This window comes from Bacillus sp. ME78, from assembly GCF_903970865.1.
GTDB lineage: Bacteria > Bacillota > Bacilli > Bacillales > Bacillaceae_G > Bacillus_A > Bacillus_A cereus.
The window spans coordinates 41,910-61,444 of the sequence record NZ_CAJCKK010000008.1 but is presented as its reverse complement, the minus strand read 5'-3'; the positions used below and the strand labels follow the sequence as shown (position 1 = coordinate 61,444).

Here is a 19,535-nt window from a genome sequence, read left to right as displayed (position 1 = left end):
AATAATAGTTTTCTTGTAATTCGCGAGATTAATTGGTGTACATTCTGGGCAACGCTAAACTAAAAATAGTACATACGACTTAACAAGATCTGGTTATTAACCTATAAATATATTGTTTTTCATTTATTGACAAAAGTATCCTCCCTATATTATTGATAATGATTTTCATTGTAGTTTGATAAAAAAACATTTGTCAAGTTGGATGGCCTAGAAAAATGACGAAACAAGGGGTACAGAGGGACCGTTCTGTTGCAAATAATACCTGGTCTTTGTTAACTAATTCCCCTCAAAACTGGAATAATCATGTTAATAGTTGTAATGGCTTTATTTGTTACAGCACTTGCAGCATGTGGAAATAATCGTAATCCTGAAGAAGTTGCTACAGCGTATTTCGAAGATGGAAACAGCCTACTATCAAATTAAATGATAGTAGGCTGGCTGTTAAAATTATTTAAGAACTGGATTAAGTTCTAAATGATAAGCTTTCATTATCAAAAAGATTATTACTAGTCCCTCCACAAACAAAAACACCCTATCACTTCGGTTCTAAATTTAGCACCTTCCCCTCTATTCCCTCCGTATTCAATGTAGTCGTATGATACGTTCCACTTACCCAATCATCTATTTGATCATGATACCAATCGCTTCTAAAATGTCCCGATTGTCCTGGCCCTACGATATGATAACCGTTTGACATATCTTTCGTATCAATAACAAATCGCCAAGAAGCCCCGTGATTTACAATGCCGTTATCGCCGTAACTCGCTGCTTGAACGGTAACTTGACTTCCACCAATTGGAACTGGTTTCTCACGATTAAAAGCGAGTAACGCTAACATACTAGATGATTTCGAAATTGGATGTGTAAAAGCGAGTTGATGATAATCGCCCCACTTCCAGGCCCCAACATCGGGTCCATATTCCTTCTGCAATTTCTTCATTACATTCTCGTACGATGTATGCACAACTTTTGTGAAACCTCCGTACTTAGAAAACCATGCACTATTTTCTCCTGCTACTTGTTTCCGGATTAATTCATCCACAACTTGTGACTTCCCTTTAAATAACTCCATTACATCTTTCGGTATTTCTTTTGAAAATAACGTATTTGAAATCTCTTTCATTAATAAATGGAATATTAATGGTGCCGCTTCATCTTTACTATCGTAAAAATTCCACTTTGTTAATTGGTTTACACCTTCTTTCTCTACCTCATTTAAAGATGCTTTATTTAACTCTTTTAAAAATATAGGAGTAAACTCTTTCCCGTATAAATTCTTTTGATCCATCTGTAACTCTTCTAAATCTTTCACCGTATACTTTTCCTTCTCTTGCAAAAATTCTTGAATACGCATTTGCCTATATGGCTGTGCCCACGTATTGCTAATATGGTACGGATAATCATCATCAACAATTTTATTATTCGCAGTTGAAATAAAACCTTCTTTCGGATTTATAACTTTCGGCAGCTGATCAAATGGAATATATCCTTCCCATTCATATTCATCTGTCCATCCTGGAACAGGCAAGCTACCATCGCCTTTTTTACGCACTGGTATATTTCCATTCGCTTTATAAGCAATCGTGCCATCGTTTGATGCAAACACAAAGTTTTGCGTTGGTGTATGGAAATCTTGAAGAGCGGTTTCAAACTCCGTCCAGTCTTTTGCTTTGTTCATATTTAATACAGCTTTTAGCTCAGCTGACGGTTCTAAAGCAGTCCACTTTAAAGAGAAGACGGTTTTCGTTTTCTCCTTCCCCTTATCCGCAAACTCTGAAATTACTGGCCCATGCCTCGTAATCGTAACGTTATAAGGAATTGTCTTCCCGCCTTTTACTTTAATCGATTCATCAACTACCGTAGCTTTCTCCCATTTATCGTTATACAGAAATTCATTTTCATTATTAGGATTTCTCTTCTCAATATATAAATCTTGCACATCAGGCCCCGTATTCGTAACGCCCCACGCTATTTTGTCATTGTGGCCTAATATAACACCTGGTACTCCAGCGAAAATAACGCCACTCACATTTAAAACTTTCATTTCAAGTCTCGTTTGATACCAAATAGAAGGCGTCGCAAGAGATAAATGAGGATCATCTGCTAAAATTGGCTTACCTGACGCACTCTTCTCACCGCTCACAACCCAGTTATTACTACCGTTAAACTCCGGCGGAATTATCGTTTTTGAAAAACTTTGTGCTACGTCCACATTTGTATTTTTCAGTTCAGCTAGCAATCTAGGAGCATCTTTCGGATATGCAGGAAATAGCTCATTCGCTTGCTCTTTCGGAAGATTTTTCAGCGCCCAATATCGAAATGCCTGTCCGTGCCAATGTCCTCCTAAGTCAAACGCCATATACTTCCCAATCGTTAAAGTATCAACAATTGACCACTCAGCAGGTTCATAACCTAATATAGTAAACTCAACTGGTAATTTCTTTTCCTTTTTCGCCTCACGTATAAAAGCGTTCACCCCATCAGCAAATGACTGCAGGGCATCTTTCGCTTCTCCATTATATTGACTAACTGAAGCTTCGGCCGCTCGCCGTAAACCGAGTGTTCGAAACAATTTATCTCGGTCAACAGCTGCTTCCCCAACAACTTCACTTAACATACCAGAAGCTTGTCTTCTACTTAAATCCATTTGAAACAACCGATCTTGCGCTTGTACATATCCTTGTGAAAAATATAAATCATGTGCATTTTCCGATTTAATATGCGGGACACCTTTACTATCCCGCTTCACTGTAACAGCGTGTTGTAAATCCTCTAGCTTTATCGTTCCATCTATCTTTGGCATAGATTTCAGCGTATATATATTCAAAAAAATCGCAGCGGAAATAACTAACAAGAGAACGATACTACTAGCCCAAATAAAAATTCTTCTTCCCCTTTTTCGTTTCTTCTTTATAACTACCTCCATATAACCACCCCTTTCTCACACTATTCGCTTCTTTTTGAGAATGAACCTTTTAAAAACATTAAAAAACCCCCTTCATTTTCCTACCAATGAAGGGGGTCTTTCTTATCGTTTGCTACGCCAACTTTCATTATGCCCAAGATTTGCACCTGTCGCTACTTGCACATCATATAACATTTCACTAAAGAAGCGTTTATCTACTTCTTTTGGTACAATGCGTCTTTCATCATCAATTTCATCGTATTCATATGAACCACGATTTACCGTACCTGCTTTATAAAATTGAATGTCAAATACACATACATCTTCTTCATCTTCATAACCAATCGGCGCTCCGCTAAATGACAATTGCGCTCCTAATCCGTTACAAGTATCTTCTTTGTAAAATGTATAATACACACCGCCATCTTGAACAGATCCACGGATCCATCCAAGCTTCGTCATCTTACCGAATAACGAACGACCATTTAGTAAAATACCACCAAATCTCTCAATAGCACTCTCATCATCCTCTTCTACTACAAACACTGGACGCTCAATTTGTAGGAACGGCTGAACAATTCCCGCACTTTCTAATTGCTCTTTCCATAATTCCTTCTCCGCCCCAGACAATTCTAACGGATGAACGAAACCAATAACAGTGCCAAATGAAAGTTCATAACTCTTCCCGTCAATTGTACAGAACACGCCACCTTCTGCATAACGGAATGTGTTCAGCAACTTCCCTTCCTTATACTCACCCCAAATGAGTGAAATAGAAAATTGCTTCATAATTGGATTATCCATAAATACAGACTTCCATGCATTATGTGACCAATAACGCTTTAACGAAAGTGCCGCTTCTAATCGTTGTTTTTGCATTGAAAGAGTAGTTCGGAGTTCCTTCTTTAAAGAGGCTAATTCTTTTTTAGCCTCTTCAGCCTTTTCTACATCATCTTTTGCATTCGGCTTTGGAAGTGACTTCATACGTTTTCCTTCCTCTGTCTCTAATTCAATTTTTGACTCTGTAGTTAAAATGACAGTAAAACTTCGATTCCCGAAATCAATTATCTTTTCACCATGTATAGTAAAGCCAAGGTCTGGCACCAATTGATCTTCCAGCTCTTCCTCTGTTATACCACGTGTTTTCGCAGCAAGACTTAGCGCTTCTTTTGCTGCATTACGTACTTGCTTATGTTTATATTTAAATGCTATTGCATGAATAGACATAAGTGCAAGCTTAGATGAAGACAAACCTAAAGCACGAACGGCATTCGCTGCTATCTTTCCTCTCATTTGAAGCACCCATTCATCAATTTGCTTTATAAGTATGTCGACCATTTTGTCGTCACTATACATTCCGTATAACGAAAGAATTCCACGCTTCTTCACATCTGCGTCTTGAGAAATCCATATTTGATATATTGTTTGCACATATTCTTTTAAGTCCTCTTCATTTAAAGCTCTACCAATTACTTCTGCCGTTTCTTTCTTCTCAATAACAGCATCTGAAATATACTGTTGTAAATAGGCTAACGGAATTGCAGCATCAGCAATTTCATTAGAGTCACGTAAACTGATTTGTGGCTCATCCCCAATCAATTGCAGAAGTGAATTTCTTGTTTGTTCCGTTAAAATACGTGCACATAGTTCTTCGATCTTTTCTTCCTCCGCTTGAAATAAAAACGAGAATTTTCCTGCGAAAGATTCATTTTTACTTTCTTGCAAAGCTTCCTGTACAAGTTTCGTATATTTTTCAAGCTTATACTCTATTAGTATTTTCATCACATTTTCACGAACAATCTTCTTTTTATTATGAAGTTCAACTGCTACATCTGCTGCAGCTTCTACATCTTTTGAAAGCAGTTTAACTACAGACTCACGCATTTTTTTAGATGAATCTCCTAAGCTTTTAATTAAAATCGGACGCATTTTAACCATGTTATCCTTTGCTAACTCTTCTAAAATATATGCTTTTGCCATAGCAGAATACTCATCAAACCGTTCAATTATATATGCTTGTTCTTTTACAATTACACAAACAAGCGCTTCCTTCGCCTTATTTCTCTCTTCACTGTAGCATGCAGCTTCTTCAACTGCATAAGCGATAAGTTTTTCCTTACTTAACCCATACGAAAGCAGATCTTCTAATACTTGTTTCGGCTCTACTCCTCTGACAGAACATTCGTAAAGAAGTTCGTATAAATTAACACTATCATTATCTCCAAACTGTAGTGTAAGTACAGCTTCCCTTTTCGCTACATCATCTATATCCCAAAGAAGCGCAACCTCTAACACCGGCATACCCCAATACATATTTCTATATTTCGGATTTTTAAGTATTTGCTTTATATCCTCAAGTGACAACTTCCCTAGTAAATAATCACAATATGTATCCCGCAATGTAGACAATTTAATTTGCAAAGCAGCAACAAAAAATTCTTCTCGCATTTTCCCTCTATTTAGCTCATATCCTTTTTCGGCTAGCGTTCGTGCGATGATGAGATAATTCATTTTACTTACATATTGCATAGTTTGTTGAATAAATTCAGGATTTTCCTCCAACATAAAGCATAGCAATTCATATTCATACGTCTTACAAAAATCCTCACTATTCAAATCATGTTGCCTTAGACGATGCGCAAAAAATCTTTCCTTAGAAATCCAAAACTGTGTACAAAAACTTTGAATTTCTTCATACGTTTCTCTATTTACACTACCAGTTTTTTTGTGGTTTTGAGACTGACCAAGAGTGTGACACATATAACGTGTTGCATAGTTTATAAAACCCCAAACATTTTTCTTCGCCAATATTTCAATATATCGCCTCGCAACATTCGAATGTTTATGAACACAAAATAATAGCCGCCAAATATGTTCCGGTAAATTCCCAGCTATAAATACTTCACTATCATCTTCACCTTTTAAATACCTTTTAACTGCTTCAACCTTTTCCTTTTCCCCTAGCAGTTTCAATATAAATTCTGTATGTTCTTCTAACCTCTCATTCAATAAAGAACTATATGTACGAAACTTTTCATACTCTACATCAAACATTACGAGAAGTAATGTTAATTGCTGTTTAGTTGGTAAAGTATGTAATTGTTCCTCTATATAGTTCGGTTTCTCTTTTGTTAACTCTCTAAGAAAAACATCTGCTTCATTGACGTAACTTGAAATACTAGATAAATACCTACATGCAATTGCTACAAGTTTGTCCAAAGGTAGTGCACTTTTTTCTAAATAAACCTTCATTTTAGAAAAACTGACATGCGCAAAACGGACTACAAGAACATTTAATAATTGCTCCTCGAGTATATGATAAAATAACCGAAAGAAACCCGGATCTTGTTTATGTACTTTCCTAAAATCGTTTATAAATCGCTCCGCAAAATCGCTTCTTTTTTGATCACGAATTGTCGTTAGTTCAATATCTTTTAAAATCTCTTCTTCTTTTGTCTGTAAATATCGTAGTGATAATTGTTCCTGTTCTTCTGTCATATTAATATATTGAAACAACTCAGATGTACTAGTAGTCAAACTTTGTACCCCCCGCATCTTTTTATCTATTATAAAAATACCCTTATTTAATGGTAGTATAGCATAAAACCCACAAAACGAACGTACATTCTACATTAAATTAATGTAAATTAAAATACACTACTCAACATACATTTCCTTCTCTCTAAACTTCCCATTACACACTTCTCCCCACTAAAATCCTTTAACTTTTTGCTACACCAATTCCTCAAAATCCCCTTCACATAAGCTAACGTTTTCTTATTATTTTCAAACGCAATTTTAAGTGCCACTAACACTTTCTCTCCAGAAAATCTTTGTATCCAATTCTTCAATTCTTTCACAATATATGGGGATAAACTACTAATATTTTGTTCATAAAACTTATAAACTTCACTATTTGGAACGTCCTCTTCTATACTTTCTACCTCTTCCGCGTCTTCTTTCCCTTCAATAACTACTTGTAAACTACTATTATCCTCTTCTTTTGGCATACCAAAATGCTGCAATAATAACGGAATCGTGTATTCTTCTTCAAGGCATTTACGTAAAAACATATGTATGAACTCATTACTTTTTACAGTCTTTAACTCACGTAATACGCACTTTTCTACATTCGTATTTGAAATAGGGTTATAGTGTAACCAGTTTATTATGAATACCTCTTTCGTTTCTGTATCATATAAAATCTTTCCATACTCAACAAACCTGTTTAGCAACTTCTCAACAGTCTCCATACTATAACCTGTTTCAAGCTCTGCCACACGCTTCGGTAATATGTAAATACCACATTCCTTCGTTTTCGTACCAGTTAACAAATATATATAAAAATAACGCTCCTCTGGCGTTAAATCTAATATGAATTCATCTTGCCAAAAGTTCACCTGCACATTACGGTATACCGCCATATGTTTCCCTCCACTCTTTGCTAGTAAATAGGAAGATTTTAATCCTTCATTATAAAAATAGGAATGCGGGAATGGTTTTGGCATTCGAATTACAATTTTTTTTACTACTACAACGCCGGTTTCATTTTTTCGTGCTTGTTTTGTTCTTGTAGTTGTTTTTGTTTTTGTTTTTATTTTTGTTTTTTCTTAGTGATTTATTACTTGGTAGGGGCTTATGAGGGGCTTGGAAGGGCATTCTGCATTACAATCTATGAAATACAATTTGTTCTTCCTACTAAATAGGAGCTATTCCAAATTATTATTTTGGATAGCTCCTTTCAAATTCTTCTTATTTTTTACTTCTACCAATGTCAGCTTCTACATACAATTTATTCTGCTATTTGCAGGCAGTAAACCCTCATTTCAAAATTCGGTGAATAAACTGCTCGATTGCAACGCGAGTGGCCCCACTGATTAAAGTTTTATTTTTGCATTGAATCTAACATCTTTACAATAAAAGCAGCTGCCTGACCACGAGTCGCTGTACCTCGGGGATCAAACTCATTATTTCCAACACCATTAACTACCTTTAAGCTGTATAATCGTTGAACCGATTCTTTATATGTTATTAAATGCTTATCTGTAAATGGTAATGCTACTAACTCACCTGTAATTCCTTTGTATCGTAATGCTTTGTCAATCATAATAGATACTTCTTCACGAGTAATTGGTGAGTTAGGATCAAAAATCCCTTCACCACGACCATTAATAATTCCTGCACTTGCACAACGTTTAATACCGTCATGAAGTGATGGATGTGCCCCATTAATATCTACAAATGACTTATTTCCCTCTGGTAGTTTAAGAGCATTCGAGATTAATTTCGCAAACTCCGCTCTCGTTACATTTCGATATGGCGCAAATACACCATTGCCTTCGCCTTGCATAATACCTAGACTGTTTAATTTACGAATATGCCCTTCAAACCAGCCACTTGTAATATCATCTTTTGGTTTTTGTACTTCTTCCTTAGGCTTTTGTACTTCTTCCTTAGGTACATTATAGTTAATTTTAATCCAACTTGGGTCATAGAAAATCCATTCTCCATTACCTACTTTATACCAACCATTTTTAACCGCTAATACTTTGTAACGATCTCCGTTTGAAGCTTTACGTACAACACGATGTTCAATACCCGCATCACTACGTACATTGATGCCACTACCATTTACCACTAGTTCCATGCTAGGTTCAGCTGGATTATTTTCATTTGGATCAAATGATTCATTTTTATCTTGTAAAGGCGTATCAATCTGCGCATTTATATTTGCATACCATTGAATTCCTTGTACGAAACCAGCCCAATTACCACGTGAAATTAAAATGTCAGGACATTTTTTCCCGCTCCATTGTTGATGCTTGTAAATATGATCTGCACCAATTCCTTCTTTGTTCATTAAATAACCTGCAAGTCGTTTTGCATTTTCTAACGCTTTATTGTAATCACCGTCTTGGTTAACCGCAATCTCGATACCGATAGACTCCCTGTTTCCTGATCCATCTCCATCTCCTGCATGCCAACCGTTTTCGTTTGTTGGTAAGTGTTGATAAATTTGTTTATCATCTACAGTAAAATGCCATGAAGCTGTTCGGAAAGTGCCTTCAGTTGCTTGCTTGTATAAATATTTCGCATGATTTTCAGCATTAGCACCAGCGGCTGTATTTGCGGTCTCATGAATTGTAATGTAACGTGCTTTCATCGGATTTGCAGGACGAATATCAGGATTTCCTGCTGGAACAATCCACTCCACAAATGGAACTCCTGCAAGTGTTCCATATTTCTTCGTACTCTGTGCACTATATTGAATACCTCTTGGCTTTGCAACAGGTTTCATTTGACGATCAGATCCATCATTTCGACCATCTACAGATTCAAATGCCTTTTCAATGTTTGAAATAGCTTCCTTTTCTGCTACTTGCCCCTTCTTTGCATCTTTCATTTTGTTTAATTCTTCTGTTTCATCATGTTTATGCTTATATTCTTCTAAAAGCATTTTTTCATTTTCAGATACTTCTGCTTCGTTAATTTGTACATGATCAGGAACTTCCAACTTGAAATTAGAATAATTTAATCCGCTCGTTCCATGTTCTCCTTCAGCAATATTTAGTTGATCAGTTTGAGATTTGTTTATCTCTTCTGCTGATGCTGATAAAGGTACACTCCCTAAAATCACTAGACTTGTTGATAGTGCGATTACTTGTTGTTTGATTGTCTTGTTCATTATTATAAATAGATATACACACATTCTCGCCGTGTATATATCTCAACCTCCTTTTGTTGTCACATTAATTTTAAAAATACAAATCTACTATGTACTTCTAATATATTTTATTTATATATTTAAATTATATTATTTTATGCCCGTTAAGAAAATATTTATATGTCATCCCTACAAATGAATTTCATCTAACATATTTTTTACAAAATCCGTCAACAAAAATTATTTTACAACTAATTACCAATACCGTCAAAAGCATTTTCAACAATCCACACTTTAATAGCTATAGTAAATGCTATTTCTTTCACATTATATACTATTACAAATTACCTTTAACTTGTCCGACAATTTCGTTTATCGTATTTCGATCAAACTTATCACTAATTTCGTATGGCTCACGATCTCCTACGAATTGCACGCCTACAATATCATTGCGATCCTTACCGTATTGCACTTCAATGATAGATCCACGCTCTATTTGTTTCCAAATGAGGCCTGCTTCATCTTTATTATCTAAAATAATGCAGTCTTCAATATTTTCATCAATCCCAATTAACTTGTTATCATCTATATATCCAATCTCGTATTGTTGCCGTTCTTTCGCTTTTCCGCTTACTAGTATACCTTTGCTACCATATGAGTAATCCATATAGTCCTTTTTCTCCGTTTGTACCACTTTCGGCTTTTGTGTTTCAGCTTTTTCAGCAGCTCCACAACCTGTAATAAGACTGATTGGTATAACCATAGTTAATACTACTCTAGTAAATTTCTTTATCATTTATAACTAACCTCACATACTTAATTTAAAATGCTATTTATTTCCTTATTATAAAATAACATGATAATACAGAGAAAGAGCCAAAGATAAAATATTATTTACATCCGTATTGTCCCTCCCTTTACATTAATATAGTATCCTCATAAGTATGAATAGCTAGGCTTTCAAAATTAATACGGGAATATTATAGAAAGTAGACATCCTACTCACATACGATTAGTATTAGAATTGAAAATATATAAACTAGATGATTACTTATATTAAGGAAGGAAGTGCACAGCTATGGATTTTAAAACAGTCATGCAAGAGCTTGAAGCCCTTGGTAAGGAAAGAACGAAAAAAACATACATCTCTAACGGTGCACACGAGCCGGTTTTTGGCGTAGCTACAGGTGCTATGAAACCAATCGCTAAGAAAATAAAAGTAAATCAAGAGTTAGCTGAGGAACTTTATGCTACAGGTAACTACGATGCTATGTACTTTGCAGGCATTATTGCAGATCCAAAAGCTATGAATGAGTCTGATTTTGATCGCTGGATGGACGGGGCATATTTTTATATGCTATCTGATTATGTGGTAGCAGTAACTTTATCGGAGTCAACTATCGCCCAAGACGTTGCTGATAAATGGATTGCAAGTGGGGATGAGCTACGAATGTCAGCGGGCTGGAGTTGCTACTGCTGGCTTTTAGGAAATCGCAAAGACAATGAATTTGCCGAAAGCAAAATTTCCGATATGCTTGAAATTGTAAAAAATACAATTCATGCTGCGCCAGAACGAACAAAATCTGCTATGAATAATTTTATAAATACTGTAGCAATTTCATATGTGCCACTACACGAAAAAGCAGTCGAGACTGCAAAAGAAGTTGGTATAGTTGAAGTAAAACGTGATAATAAAAAAAGCAGTTTGTTAAATGCTTCCGAAAGTATTCAGAAAGAAGTCGATAGAGGAAGAGTTGGTTTCAAACGTAAATACGTTAGATGTTAGATTATTAAAAAAGGTGTCAATCAAGAAAGATTGGCACCTTTTTTAATGTACAAGTAGAAAATGAACTACCTCCCTAAAAATCATTCATTTCCCTCTTTACAACTTATATGTTAGAAATTTCTTCTTTCACTTTATACACCCTATCTCTTTTCTCATCGTTTTTAACAAAAGTAAGCTTTCCTTCTGTAACAAAACCTTCCAATGCTAAGCATACTTGTCCATATGCTTTTGGCTTATTCGTTGTAAATCTTTCATCTGATATTTTACCAGATCGTATTAATTGTTCGCATAACTCCAGTGCACTTATTTCTTCAGAATCCATTAATTCCAATATATCTTTTTGCAATGCTGATAAAGGTGCAGGTATCTCGGCTACCTCTACCTTTTCTTGTTTATTTTCTTTTTCGTCTTCAAATAAATCTTCAAATGAAATTTGATTCATTACATCTTTTCCTTTCTCATAACGAATTTGCTTAACATGAACTGAACCCTATATGTACTAGAACTTTTACATTTAGTTATTGTTATGTAGTCCTTACCTCTTTACATAAATTTTATAACTCATGTGCATTATTTTAAGTAGTATATTTCCATTATACCAAATATACGTTCTGTCATCTATTGCAGAATTCTTTATTGTTGAACTGAAAGCAATAGTAAACAGCCAGTGCACAAATCATGCTAACAAAAAACACTGCTAATCGCATTGTTTGAACTACTTCCACATGTCTATCAAGCTAAGAAAAACGAACATCCAAAATAAAAAGCGAGGTTACTATTGTAGTACCTGAAAAGCAAGCAGTCTTTAAGTCTTAGTTAAGTAAGTATTCTATGTTGCGAATGAAAAAGGATCTGATATGAATATCAGATCCTTTTTCATTGCTTCTTTTATAAATGTAACTTCTTGATACATACATCGTTTCACACGATAACCGGTTCATACGTGCTTACATTATCATACACAGTTTTCGCAATTCTAGGAGGAAGGTTAACACACCCTCCAAATCTGACTTTTTAATAGAATCAAAGTGTATTTTTACTTACCAGACTTAATTTTTTCGTTATATTCTTCTAAAGTTAACCCTTTTTCTTTTAGATAAACAGCAACTTCTTTCCCTACATAACGATAGTGCCATGGCTCATACTTAATGCCAGTAATATTCTCTTTATCTTTTGGATAGCGGAGAATAAATCCATATTCTGCAGCATTCTTATCTAACCATTTGAATGCATCGGTAGTTTCAAATTTTGCATTTAAATCTTCTACAGTATTCTGCCATTCAACTGAAATAATGTCTAACGCTAATCCAGTATGATGTTCACTTGCACCAGGATACTGAAGATATTCCAATGCCTTAGCACTAGCCTCTTTATCCGACAAACCTTGAGATTTATAGCTTTTAACTGAAGCATCATAATACGTTTGTTGTAATTTTATAGCTCGATAACCTGATCTTAAATAAAGATTGATTCCCTCTTTTTTTGCAGCTGCTACCATATCCTGATAGGAAGTTGCAATTCTACTATCTATTTTCATATTTGGCTTCGCATTTTGGGTGATACTTGTTAATTCAATTCCTAGTTCCTTTGATAACATATGCTCTCTATTTACAAGGATAATTCTCCAATCATTAACATCAGAGATAGGTAAAACATCTTTTTTCTTCGCATGTATTTCATTTTTATTTTTATCGTTATTATTAGTAGTTTCCTGAGATGTTTGCTTTCCACTACAAGCAGCAAGACTCCATCCCATTGCCAATACCAATGCTAAAATTATAAATTTTTTAATTGTATCTCATTCCCTTTTTGTTTATTAGTCTTTATACCAATTTCCCAACACGTCTCTAGGAATCTCCTTGAAATCCTTCAAAGAAACCGGGCCGACAAATTTTTTAATTCCATGTTTTTTAGAATTTTCATCCGAATAATCTTTTAAAAATTGAATTTTAAATTGTTTCTTACCATCAGCGTAGTCGGTTACTGTCGGTACGATTGCCGCTTGTCGTATACCAAAAGTTTTATCTTCATACTTAACAAATTGTACATAAGATAATCCTCCAACCAATGTTTCTAATTTTTCTTGCGCAGAAATAAGATTTCCAAGAGAATAATAAATTAGCGTTTCATGCCCATCTTTATTTTGTTTCCACTCAATTGGTTGAATTACATGTGGATGATTTCCAATTACTACATCTACACCTAAATCTGTTAAATATTGAGCAACTTCTTTTTGTTGCTTTGAAGGTGTTGAGGTATATTCTACTCCCCAATGCACCATAACAATGACCATATCAGAGTTACTCTTTGCCTTTTCCACATCATTTTGTATCGCTTTTTTATCAATTAAATTTAAAGCCCAAGACTTATCAGCTGGAATTTTAATTCCATTCGTACCATATGTATAATTTAGTAACGCAAAACGAATACCATTTTTTGTAATCGTTTTTATTTCATTACGCTCGTTTTGACTCTCATTAATACCTACCGGGATAACATCCGGATATTTCTTCCAGTATTCTCTTGTATTCGCAACACCTTTAATACCCATATCCATAGCATGATTTGTCGCTTGAGTCACTATATTGAATCCAGTGTCCACTAAAGATTGGCCTACTTCTTCAGGTGTATTGAAAGTCGGATATCCCTGTACTTTTAGATTATTTCCTGCAATTGGAGTCTCCTGGTTCACGATAGCAAGATCACTTGATTTAACAGCTTTTTTGATATTTTCATAAATATAGTTATAATCATATGAACCGTCTTTTTGTTTGCCATCTTTAATTACTGCGTCATGATATAAATTATCACCCGTTGCTATTAAATTCACAACCGATTTTACTTTTTTATCTTCCGTAAAATTAGGAGACTGTTGGATAGGACTCTTCTCTACCCAATTTGGTGCTTTTAATGATGTATCTATATTAGATTCAGCCGGTGGTAATGAAGCTTTAGATGTCTTAACATCTGTATTACCACAAGCAGTTAAAAGCACTAAAAAAATAAGACATAATAAAAAAAACTTTTTACTTCTCTGTAAAGTATCTAACATGTGATCCTCTTTTCTGTTTTATTACTTATAACCAGTTCTAACAAATCATTCTTTAAAACAACGTATTTTGGTTTTACCCTTAATTATGGAAGGACACTCTGTTACATCTGCTTCGGAATATACAGATAATCATTTTCCATTCTCTAGCAATCTATCAATTCCATCAGAATTGATAGATTGCTAGAAAAACATGATCCATCAGGATGTCGACTAGTTTCATATACCTGTTCCAATTGCAGTAACTCGTTTAATCTAAACAAGATAGAAGAATAGTTCATATAGCCTCTTCTCTTGCTTTACGTTTGTGAGTGGCTCCAAAAAGAGGGGATCGTTGCTGTACCCCCTTTAAATATTATGGAATCATTGTAACTAATTTCTTTACGTTAAGCGACAAACATTATACCGATAACAATAAGTAAGACCCAAGAACTTATTTTACCAATATACAAAAAAAGTAGCAATCTTTTGCCCCATATAAAGAAGCCAATTAGGAGAAATGAAAGGGAGATTCATTTTAATTAATTCCTTCCTTCACTGATTAATAAAAAAAACAAGCCACCCAGCTATTGGATGGCTCTATACGATAAAGAGAATTTGTTATTGGATTACTTCAATTTCCCTTCAAAAACAATCTTCCTACCGCACGGCTCAACTACTGTTTTGCCGTCTTTCTTTACTTCATGAAAGATCGGCTCTTCCATACGACGAGACGGAGCGTAGCCTTCTTGTTCCATACGTGCTAAGCAGTCTGTAATTGTTTCATTTTCTAGTACTTCAAATTTCTTTTTATTAGGTTGTTTTGTCATGCCCTAACCTACTTTCTATTTTTCTTGATGCGAATTGATTCTTCATGTAGACCATATATAACATTGCTAGAATTCCCATTATAATCATAACCGCAATAAAAAAGCTTGTATACTGTATTTTTTCTATAAATACGCCGCCTAATACAGGCCCCATAATACTTCCTAAACTAAAAGCGATTCCGGATAATATATTACCTGCCGGTAGTAAGTGTCTCGGTAATAAATCAGTCATAAATCCAAGCCCTAAAGAGAAACACGATCCAATAACCATACCCGCTAAAAGCATGCAGGCAAAGACGATCCAGTAATATTGATCAAATACGGCGGCAAGTAGAAAAATGCCCGTACTTATGCTAAACGTCCACGTTAATATACGGTCCCTTCCGTATTTATCACTCAATATACCGAGCGGAATTTGTGTAATAATACCCCCAACTGCAAATGCTGGTAACAAGAAGGATACATCTGAAACAGACCATCCTTTACGAAGTGCGTATACTGGTAAGTTACTGTTTAACATTGCTTCAAGTACGCCATATGCAAGTGGTCCCAGCAGTGCAATCCATCCTAATCCAACAACTTGTTTATAACGAGAAAATGATGATTCACTCTTCACTTCTCTTTCATCTTGCGCTGGGAATGCATTTTTTGTTGGTAATAGTAACAGCCAACCTATTAGACAAAGTATAGTAGATATAATAAATGGTGTTGCAAGACCGTACTGTACAGTGCTTGCTATATACGGACCAACGGCAAAACCAATTCCGAAGAATACACCGTATATCGATACTTGTCTCCCTATTTTACTTGGGTCCGATGTTGTCGTAATCCATGTTTGTGTTCCGACATGAAGCATATGATCTCCGACTCCAACTAGAAATCTAAGGATAAACCATACCCAAAATGAAAATGTTTGTGTAAAAAAGAATAATGAAATAATAACGAGAAACCCACCTATAACAATAATTGGCTTCATTCCAAACCTTTGCATCGGTTTTTCAAGAAACGGCGAAATAACTAATATCCCGATGTACAATGCCGTCGCATGAATACCGTTAATACTTGAACTAACCCCTTCTTGTTCAAAAACCATTGCAATGGCAGGTAAGAGCATTCCTTGTGATAAACCAGAAATTGCTACAATCCCAACCATAATCCAAAATGTAAAACGCATTGACATCCCTTTCCCTCTCCTTCTCACGCTTTCCACTTTTCATTATAAACTGTTTCTGCAAATGCGTGTACGAATATTCATAATAAAAAAGAAGCTAAAAGAATGAACCTTTTAGCTTCCTATCCTTCCCAAACTTGCGCTTTCACGTTGTTATGAAATTGCTTGAAATATGGATGTTTATAAAAAGCAGTTTCATATAAATAATGATGCGAATGAACAATTGGTGGCTGTTGTATTTGTAACGGAACTACAACTGGTGAAACTTGCATATACAGCGGAGCTATCATCATTTTTGTATACACATGATGATTATATGGAGAATGCACAATTAAGAACGGATGATGCATTGATAATCTCCCCTTTTACCTACAATGTTATAGTATATGCAATACCTTTCATTTCGGGGATTATTTCTATTCTAACCAATCCTCTACATGTTTTATAAATACATCTAAACAATCAATAAACGGTGAGTGTCCGCAATCTTCTAATACCTTCAACTCTGCATTTGGCAAATGTTTCGCTAATTCCTCACCGACTACTTGCGGTACGACATAATCTCTATCACCTTGTATGACGAGTGTCGGCGCTTTAATATGATGAATTTGCTTACTTCCCTCTACAACCCCATTATGTTCATCTGAAATATTAAATGTAATGAGCGCATAATTCACATCTACGAAATTACGTTGCGTTAACATATCATCTAAATACTTTTCATAACGGTCCGGTTCAGGTTGATTATGTGTATATATTAATAGATTCCATACTGTACGGTAATATAGTTTGTTCATATTTTTTATCGCGTCTAATACTGGAGCGATTTGTACTGGATCTTGCGCAATTTCTTCTTTCGTCTTTACTAAACTTGATACAATCGGCTGCCCATTCGTATCTTTTTTAAAGATTGGGTATCCTTTCATTCCTACTGATTCTACTAAAATTAACTTTTCTACAAAAGTTGGGTGATTCGCTGTAAATTGCATCGCAACGCCACCGCCCATTGACCAGCCCATTAATGAGAATTTCTCTAGCTTTAACTCGTCGATAAATAATTTTACATCGTCTGCAAAGTCTTGTAATGAAACTATCGACTGATTATACGTTGATTGTCCAAACCCTCTTAAATCAAGAGCGTAAATATGGTATTGATCTTGCAACTTTTCAATAACTAAATCCCAATGTTGTGACGATGTCATGTTCCCGTGAATGAGTACAAGAATATCTGTATTTCGCCTTCCAACTTCCTGATATGCAATCGTTTCTCCGTTCGATAGTGAAACAAACTCCATTGTTGCAGGCTTAATCATCACAAGTTCCCCCATTCTATTTAATAGAAAGAAAATTCTTTACTTAATTAAAGAATAGCACGCAGAATATACGTTCGCAACATAAAACCTATAAGAAATTTTTACATAAATCAACATGTCTATTACTAGACAATTATTATAAAAAAGTATATAGTTAGCTAGGTAACTAATTTGAAAGGATCAAAATACATGGACGAAAAACAACATTTTTTTCACATCGTCAGCCAGACTTCTCGAAAGTTTACGAAGAAATTTAATGAACGTGTATCTCCAACAGGGTTATTTAGTGCGCAATGGGCTGTTATTTTCCGCATTAATCAAACTGGTTCTTGTACGCAAACAGAATTGTGCCAGTATTTAAATGTTGAATCACCAACGATGACTCGTACGTTAACACGTATGGAAACGATGGGATGGATTATTCGTACAGAAGGTAAAGATCGCCGCGAGAAGCTCATTTCTTTATCCGAAACAGCGATAAAGATGATTCCAGTATGGCAAGAAGAAGTTGATACTTTCGAAGAAAAAACGCTAGAAGGTATTAATGAAAATGATTTACATCAAGCATTTCAAGTGTTACAACAAATTATTAAAAATTTAGATTAAATTGGAGGGATGACGATGCAAAGTGAGAAACTTTGGACGAAGGATTTCCTCGGAACTTGTTTTAGTAGTCTATTTCTCTTCTTAACATTTTACATGCTTATGACTACTCTGCCTGTCTATGTAATAGACGGCCTAAAAGGAAAACCTGAGGAAATTGGTTTAGTTGCAACTGTGTTTCTTATTTCTTCTGTTTTATGTAGACCATTCACAGGAAAATGGCTCGATGATTTAGGAAGAAAGAAAATATTATTTATTTCACTTTCATTATTTTTAGCCGCTACTGTTATGTATTTCGGTGCGCAAAGTTTATTCTTATTACTTGCCCTTCGCTTCTTGCACGGTATTGGGTTCGGGATGGCAACGACAGCTACTGGTACGATTGTAACTGATGTTGCGCCAGCTCATCGACGAGGCGAAGCACTTGCATATTTCGGCGTATTTATGAGTCTGCCGATGGTAATCGGTCCTTTTTTAGGTTTAACAATTATTTCTCATTTTTCGTTTACTGTGTTATTTATCGTTTGTTCCGTATTTTCATTACTTGCATTTTTATTAGGACTACTTGTAAATATTCCGCACGAAGCACCTGTTAGCAAACAGAAACGTGAAAAAATGAAATGGAAAGACTTAATCGAACCATCTTCTATTCCGATTGCACTTACAGGATTTGTTTTAGCCTTTTCTTATAGTGGTATTTTATCCTTTATTCCTATTTATGCGAAAGAACTCGGTTTAAGTGAAATTGCAAGTTACTTCTTTATTGTATACGCACTTGTTGTTGTCATTTCTCGTCCATTTACAGGAAAGATTTTTGATCGCTTCGGTGAAAATGTACTTGTTTACCCTGCTATCATTATTTTCACAATCGGAATGTTCATATTAAGCCAAGCACAAACTTCATTTTGGTTCCTTGGCGCAGGTATGCTAATTGGTTTAGGTTACGGAACATTAATTCCGAGTTTCCAAACGATTGCGATTTCTGCTGCTCCAAACCATAGACGTGGTTCTGCGACAGCTACGTATTTCTCATTCTTTGATAGTGGTATTGGCTTTGGTTCTTTCATTTTAGGTATTGTCGCAGCGAAATCTAGTTATCATAATATGTATTTTATCGCAGCTATTATCGTTGCTTTCACTTTACTTTTATATTATGGATTACACGGACGAAAACAAAAATTCAAAAAACAACCTACAGACGGAAAAATTTCCGCTTAACGTTAATAAGGAAAGTA

At 35.2% G+C, this 19,535-nt stretch carries 15 protein-coding genes; 3 read left to right on the top strand and 12 right to left on the bottom strand.

Translation table 11 applies throughout. The annotated features are described in order from the left end of the window. Nucleotides 1–535: 535 nt before the first annotated feature. The 5 genes from H6481_RS11730 to H6481_RS11710 form a co-directional block, all read right to left on the bottom strand. Complete coding sequence (locus tag H6481_RS11730; RefSeq protein ID WP_182811752.1) at nt 536–2,926, bottom strand: penicillin acylase family protein; 2,391 nt, start codon at nt 2,924–2,926, stop codon at nt 536–538. Between the two features lie 102 nt (nt 2,927–3,028). Next, complete coding sequence (locus H6481_RS11725) at nt 3,029–6,442, bottom strand: DUF4132 domain-containing protein (RefSeq protein WP_182811750.1); 3,414 nt, start codon at nt 6,440–6,442, stop codon at nt 3,029–3,031. Nucleotides 6,443–6,552: 110 nt separating this feature from the next. Then, nucleotides 6,553–7,329 (bottom strand): DnaD domain protein, encoded by a 777-nt coding sequence (locus H6481_RS11720; protein WP_182811748.1) that lies wholly within the window; start codon nt 7,327–7,329, stop codon nt 6,553–6,555. 461 nt (nt 7,330–7,790) lie between these two features. After that, entirely contained in the window at nt 7,791–9,590 is a 1,800-nt protein-coding gene (locus H6481_RS11715; protein WP_182811746.1) for an S-layer homology domain-containing protein, read from the bottom strand. 316 nt (nt 9,591–9,906) lie between these two features. After that, nucleotides 9,907–10,365 carry a hypothetical protein gene (locus tag H6481_RS11710; protein WP_088020604.1) on the bottom strand — a complete coding sequence of 153 codons (459 nt, stop codon included), beginning with the start codon at nt 10,363–10,365 and terminating at the stop codon, nt 9,907–9,909. A gap of 282 nt (nt 10,366–10,647) precedes the next feature. Between H6481_RS11710 and H6481_RS11705 the strand changes: the two genes are divergently transcribed. Further along, entirely contained in the window at nt 10,648–11,355 is a 708-nt protein-coding gene (locus tag H6481_RS11705; protein WP_000346347.1) for a DNA alkylation repair protein, read from the top strand. Between the two features lie 103 nt (nt 11,356–11,458). On the opposite strand, the gene H6481_RS11700 is transcribed toward H6481_RS11705, so the two are convergent. From H6481_RS11700 to H6481_RS11670, 7 genes are all read right to left on the bottom strand, one after another. Further along, nucleotides 11,459–11,797, bottom strand: coding sequence for a DUF3895 domain-containing protein (locus tag H6481_RS11700; protein ID WP_063547964.1), 339 nt, complete (start codon nt 11,795–11,797; stop codon nt 11,459–11,461). Between the two features lie 594 nt (nt 11,798–12,391). Further along, nucleotides 12,392–13,123, bottom strand: a complete 732-nt coding sequence (locus H6481_RS11695) for a M15 family metallopeptidase (RefSeq protein WP_080672401.1) — start codon at nt 13,121–13,123, stop codon at nt 12,392–12,394. Between the two features lie 48 nt (nt 13,124–13,171). Beyond that, nucleotides 13,172–14,407: a CapA family protein gene (locus H6481_RS11690; RefSeq protein ID WP_023522494.1), complete on the bottom strand. Its 1,236-nt coding sequence runs from the start codon at nt 14,405–14,407 to the stop codon at nt 13,172–13,174. Nucleotides 14,408–15,012: 605 nt separating this feature from the next. Next, nucleotides 15,013–15,213, bottom strand: a complete 201-nt coding sequence (locus tag H6481_RS11685) for an NETI motif-containing protein (protein WP_000166303.1) — start codon at nt 15,211–15,213, stop codon at nt 15,013–15,015. Continuing rightward, nucleotides 15,197–16,393 (bottom strand): MFS transporter, encoded by a 1,197-nt coding sequence (locus tag H6481_RS11680; protein ID WP_182811744.1) that lies wholly within the window; start codon nt 16,391–16,393, stop codon nt 15,197–15,199. Before H6481_RS11680 ends, H6481_RS11685 begins: the two co-directional genes overlap by 17 nt. Nucleotides 16,394–16,506: 113 nt before the next feature. Continuing rightward, on the bottom strand, nt 16,507–16,734 hold the full coding sequence (locus H6481_RS11675; RefSeq protein ID WP_023522495.1) for a hypothetical protein: 228 nt from the start codon (nt 16,732–16,734) through the stop codon (nt 16,507–16,509). Nucleotides 16,735–16,800: 66 nt separating this feature from the next. After that, nucleotides 16,801–17,697, bottom strand: a complete 897-nt coding sequence (locus H6481_RS11670) for an alpha/beta hydrolase (RefSeq protein ID WP_182811743.1) — start codon at nt 17,695–17,697, stop codon at nt 16,801–16,803. 189 nt (nt 17,698–17,886) lie between these two features. Between H6481_RS11670 and H6481_RS11665 the strand changes: the two genes are divergently transcribed. Continuing rightward, nucleotides 17,887–18,303 (top strand): MarR family transcriptional regulator, encoded by a 417-nt coding sequence (locus H6481_RS11665; RefSeq protein WP_023522497.1) that lies wholly within the window; start codon nt 17,887–17,889, stop codon nt 18,301–18,303. A gap of 15 nt (nt 18,304–18,318) precedes the next feature. Then, nucleotides 18,319–19,518, top strand: coding sequence for an MFS transporter (locus H6481_RS11660; RefSeq protein ID WP_001190333.1), 1,200 nt, complete (start codon nt 18,319–18,321; stop codon nt 19,516–19,518). The last annotated feature ends 17 nt before the right edge of the window (nt 19,519–19,535 follow it).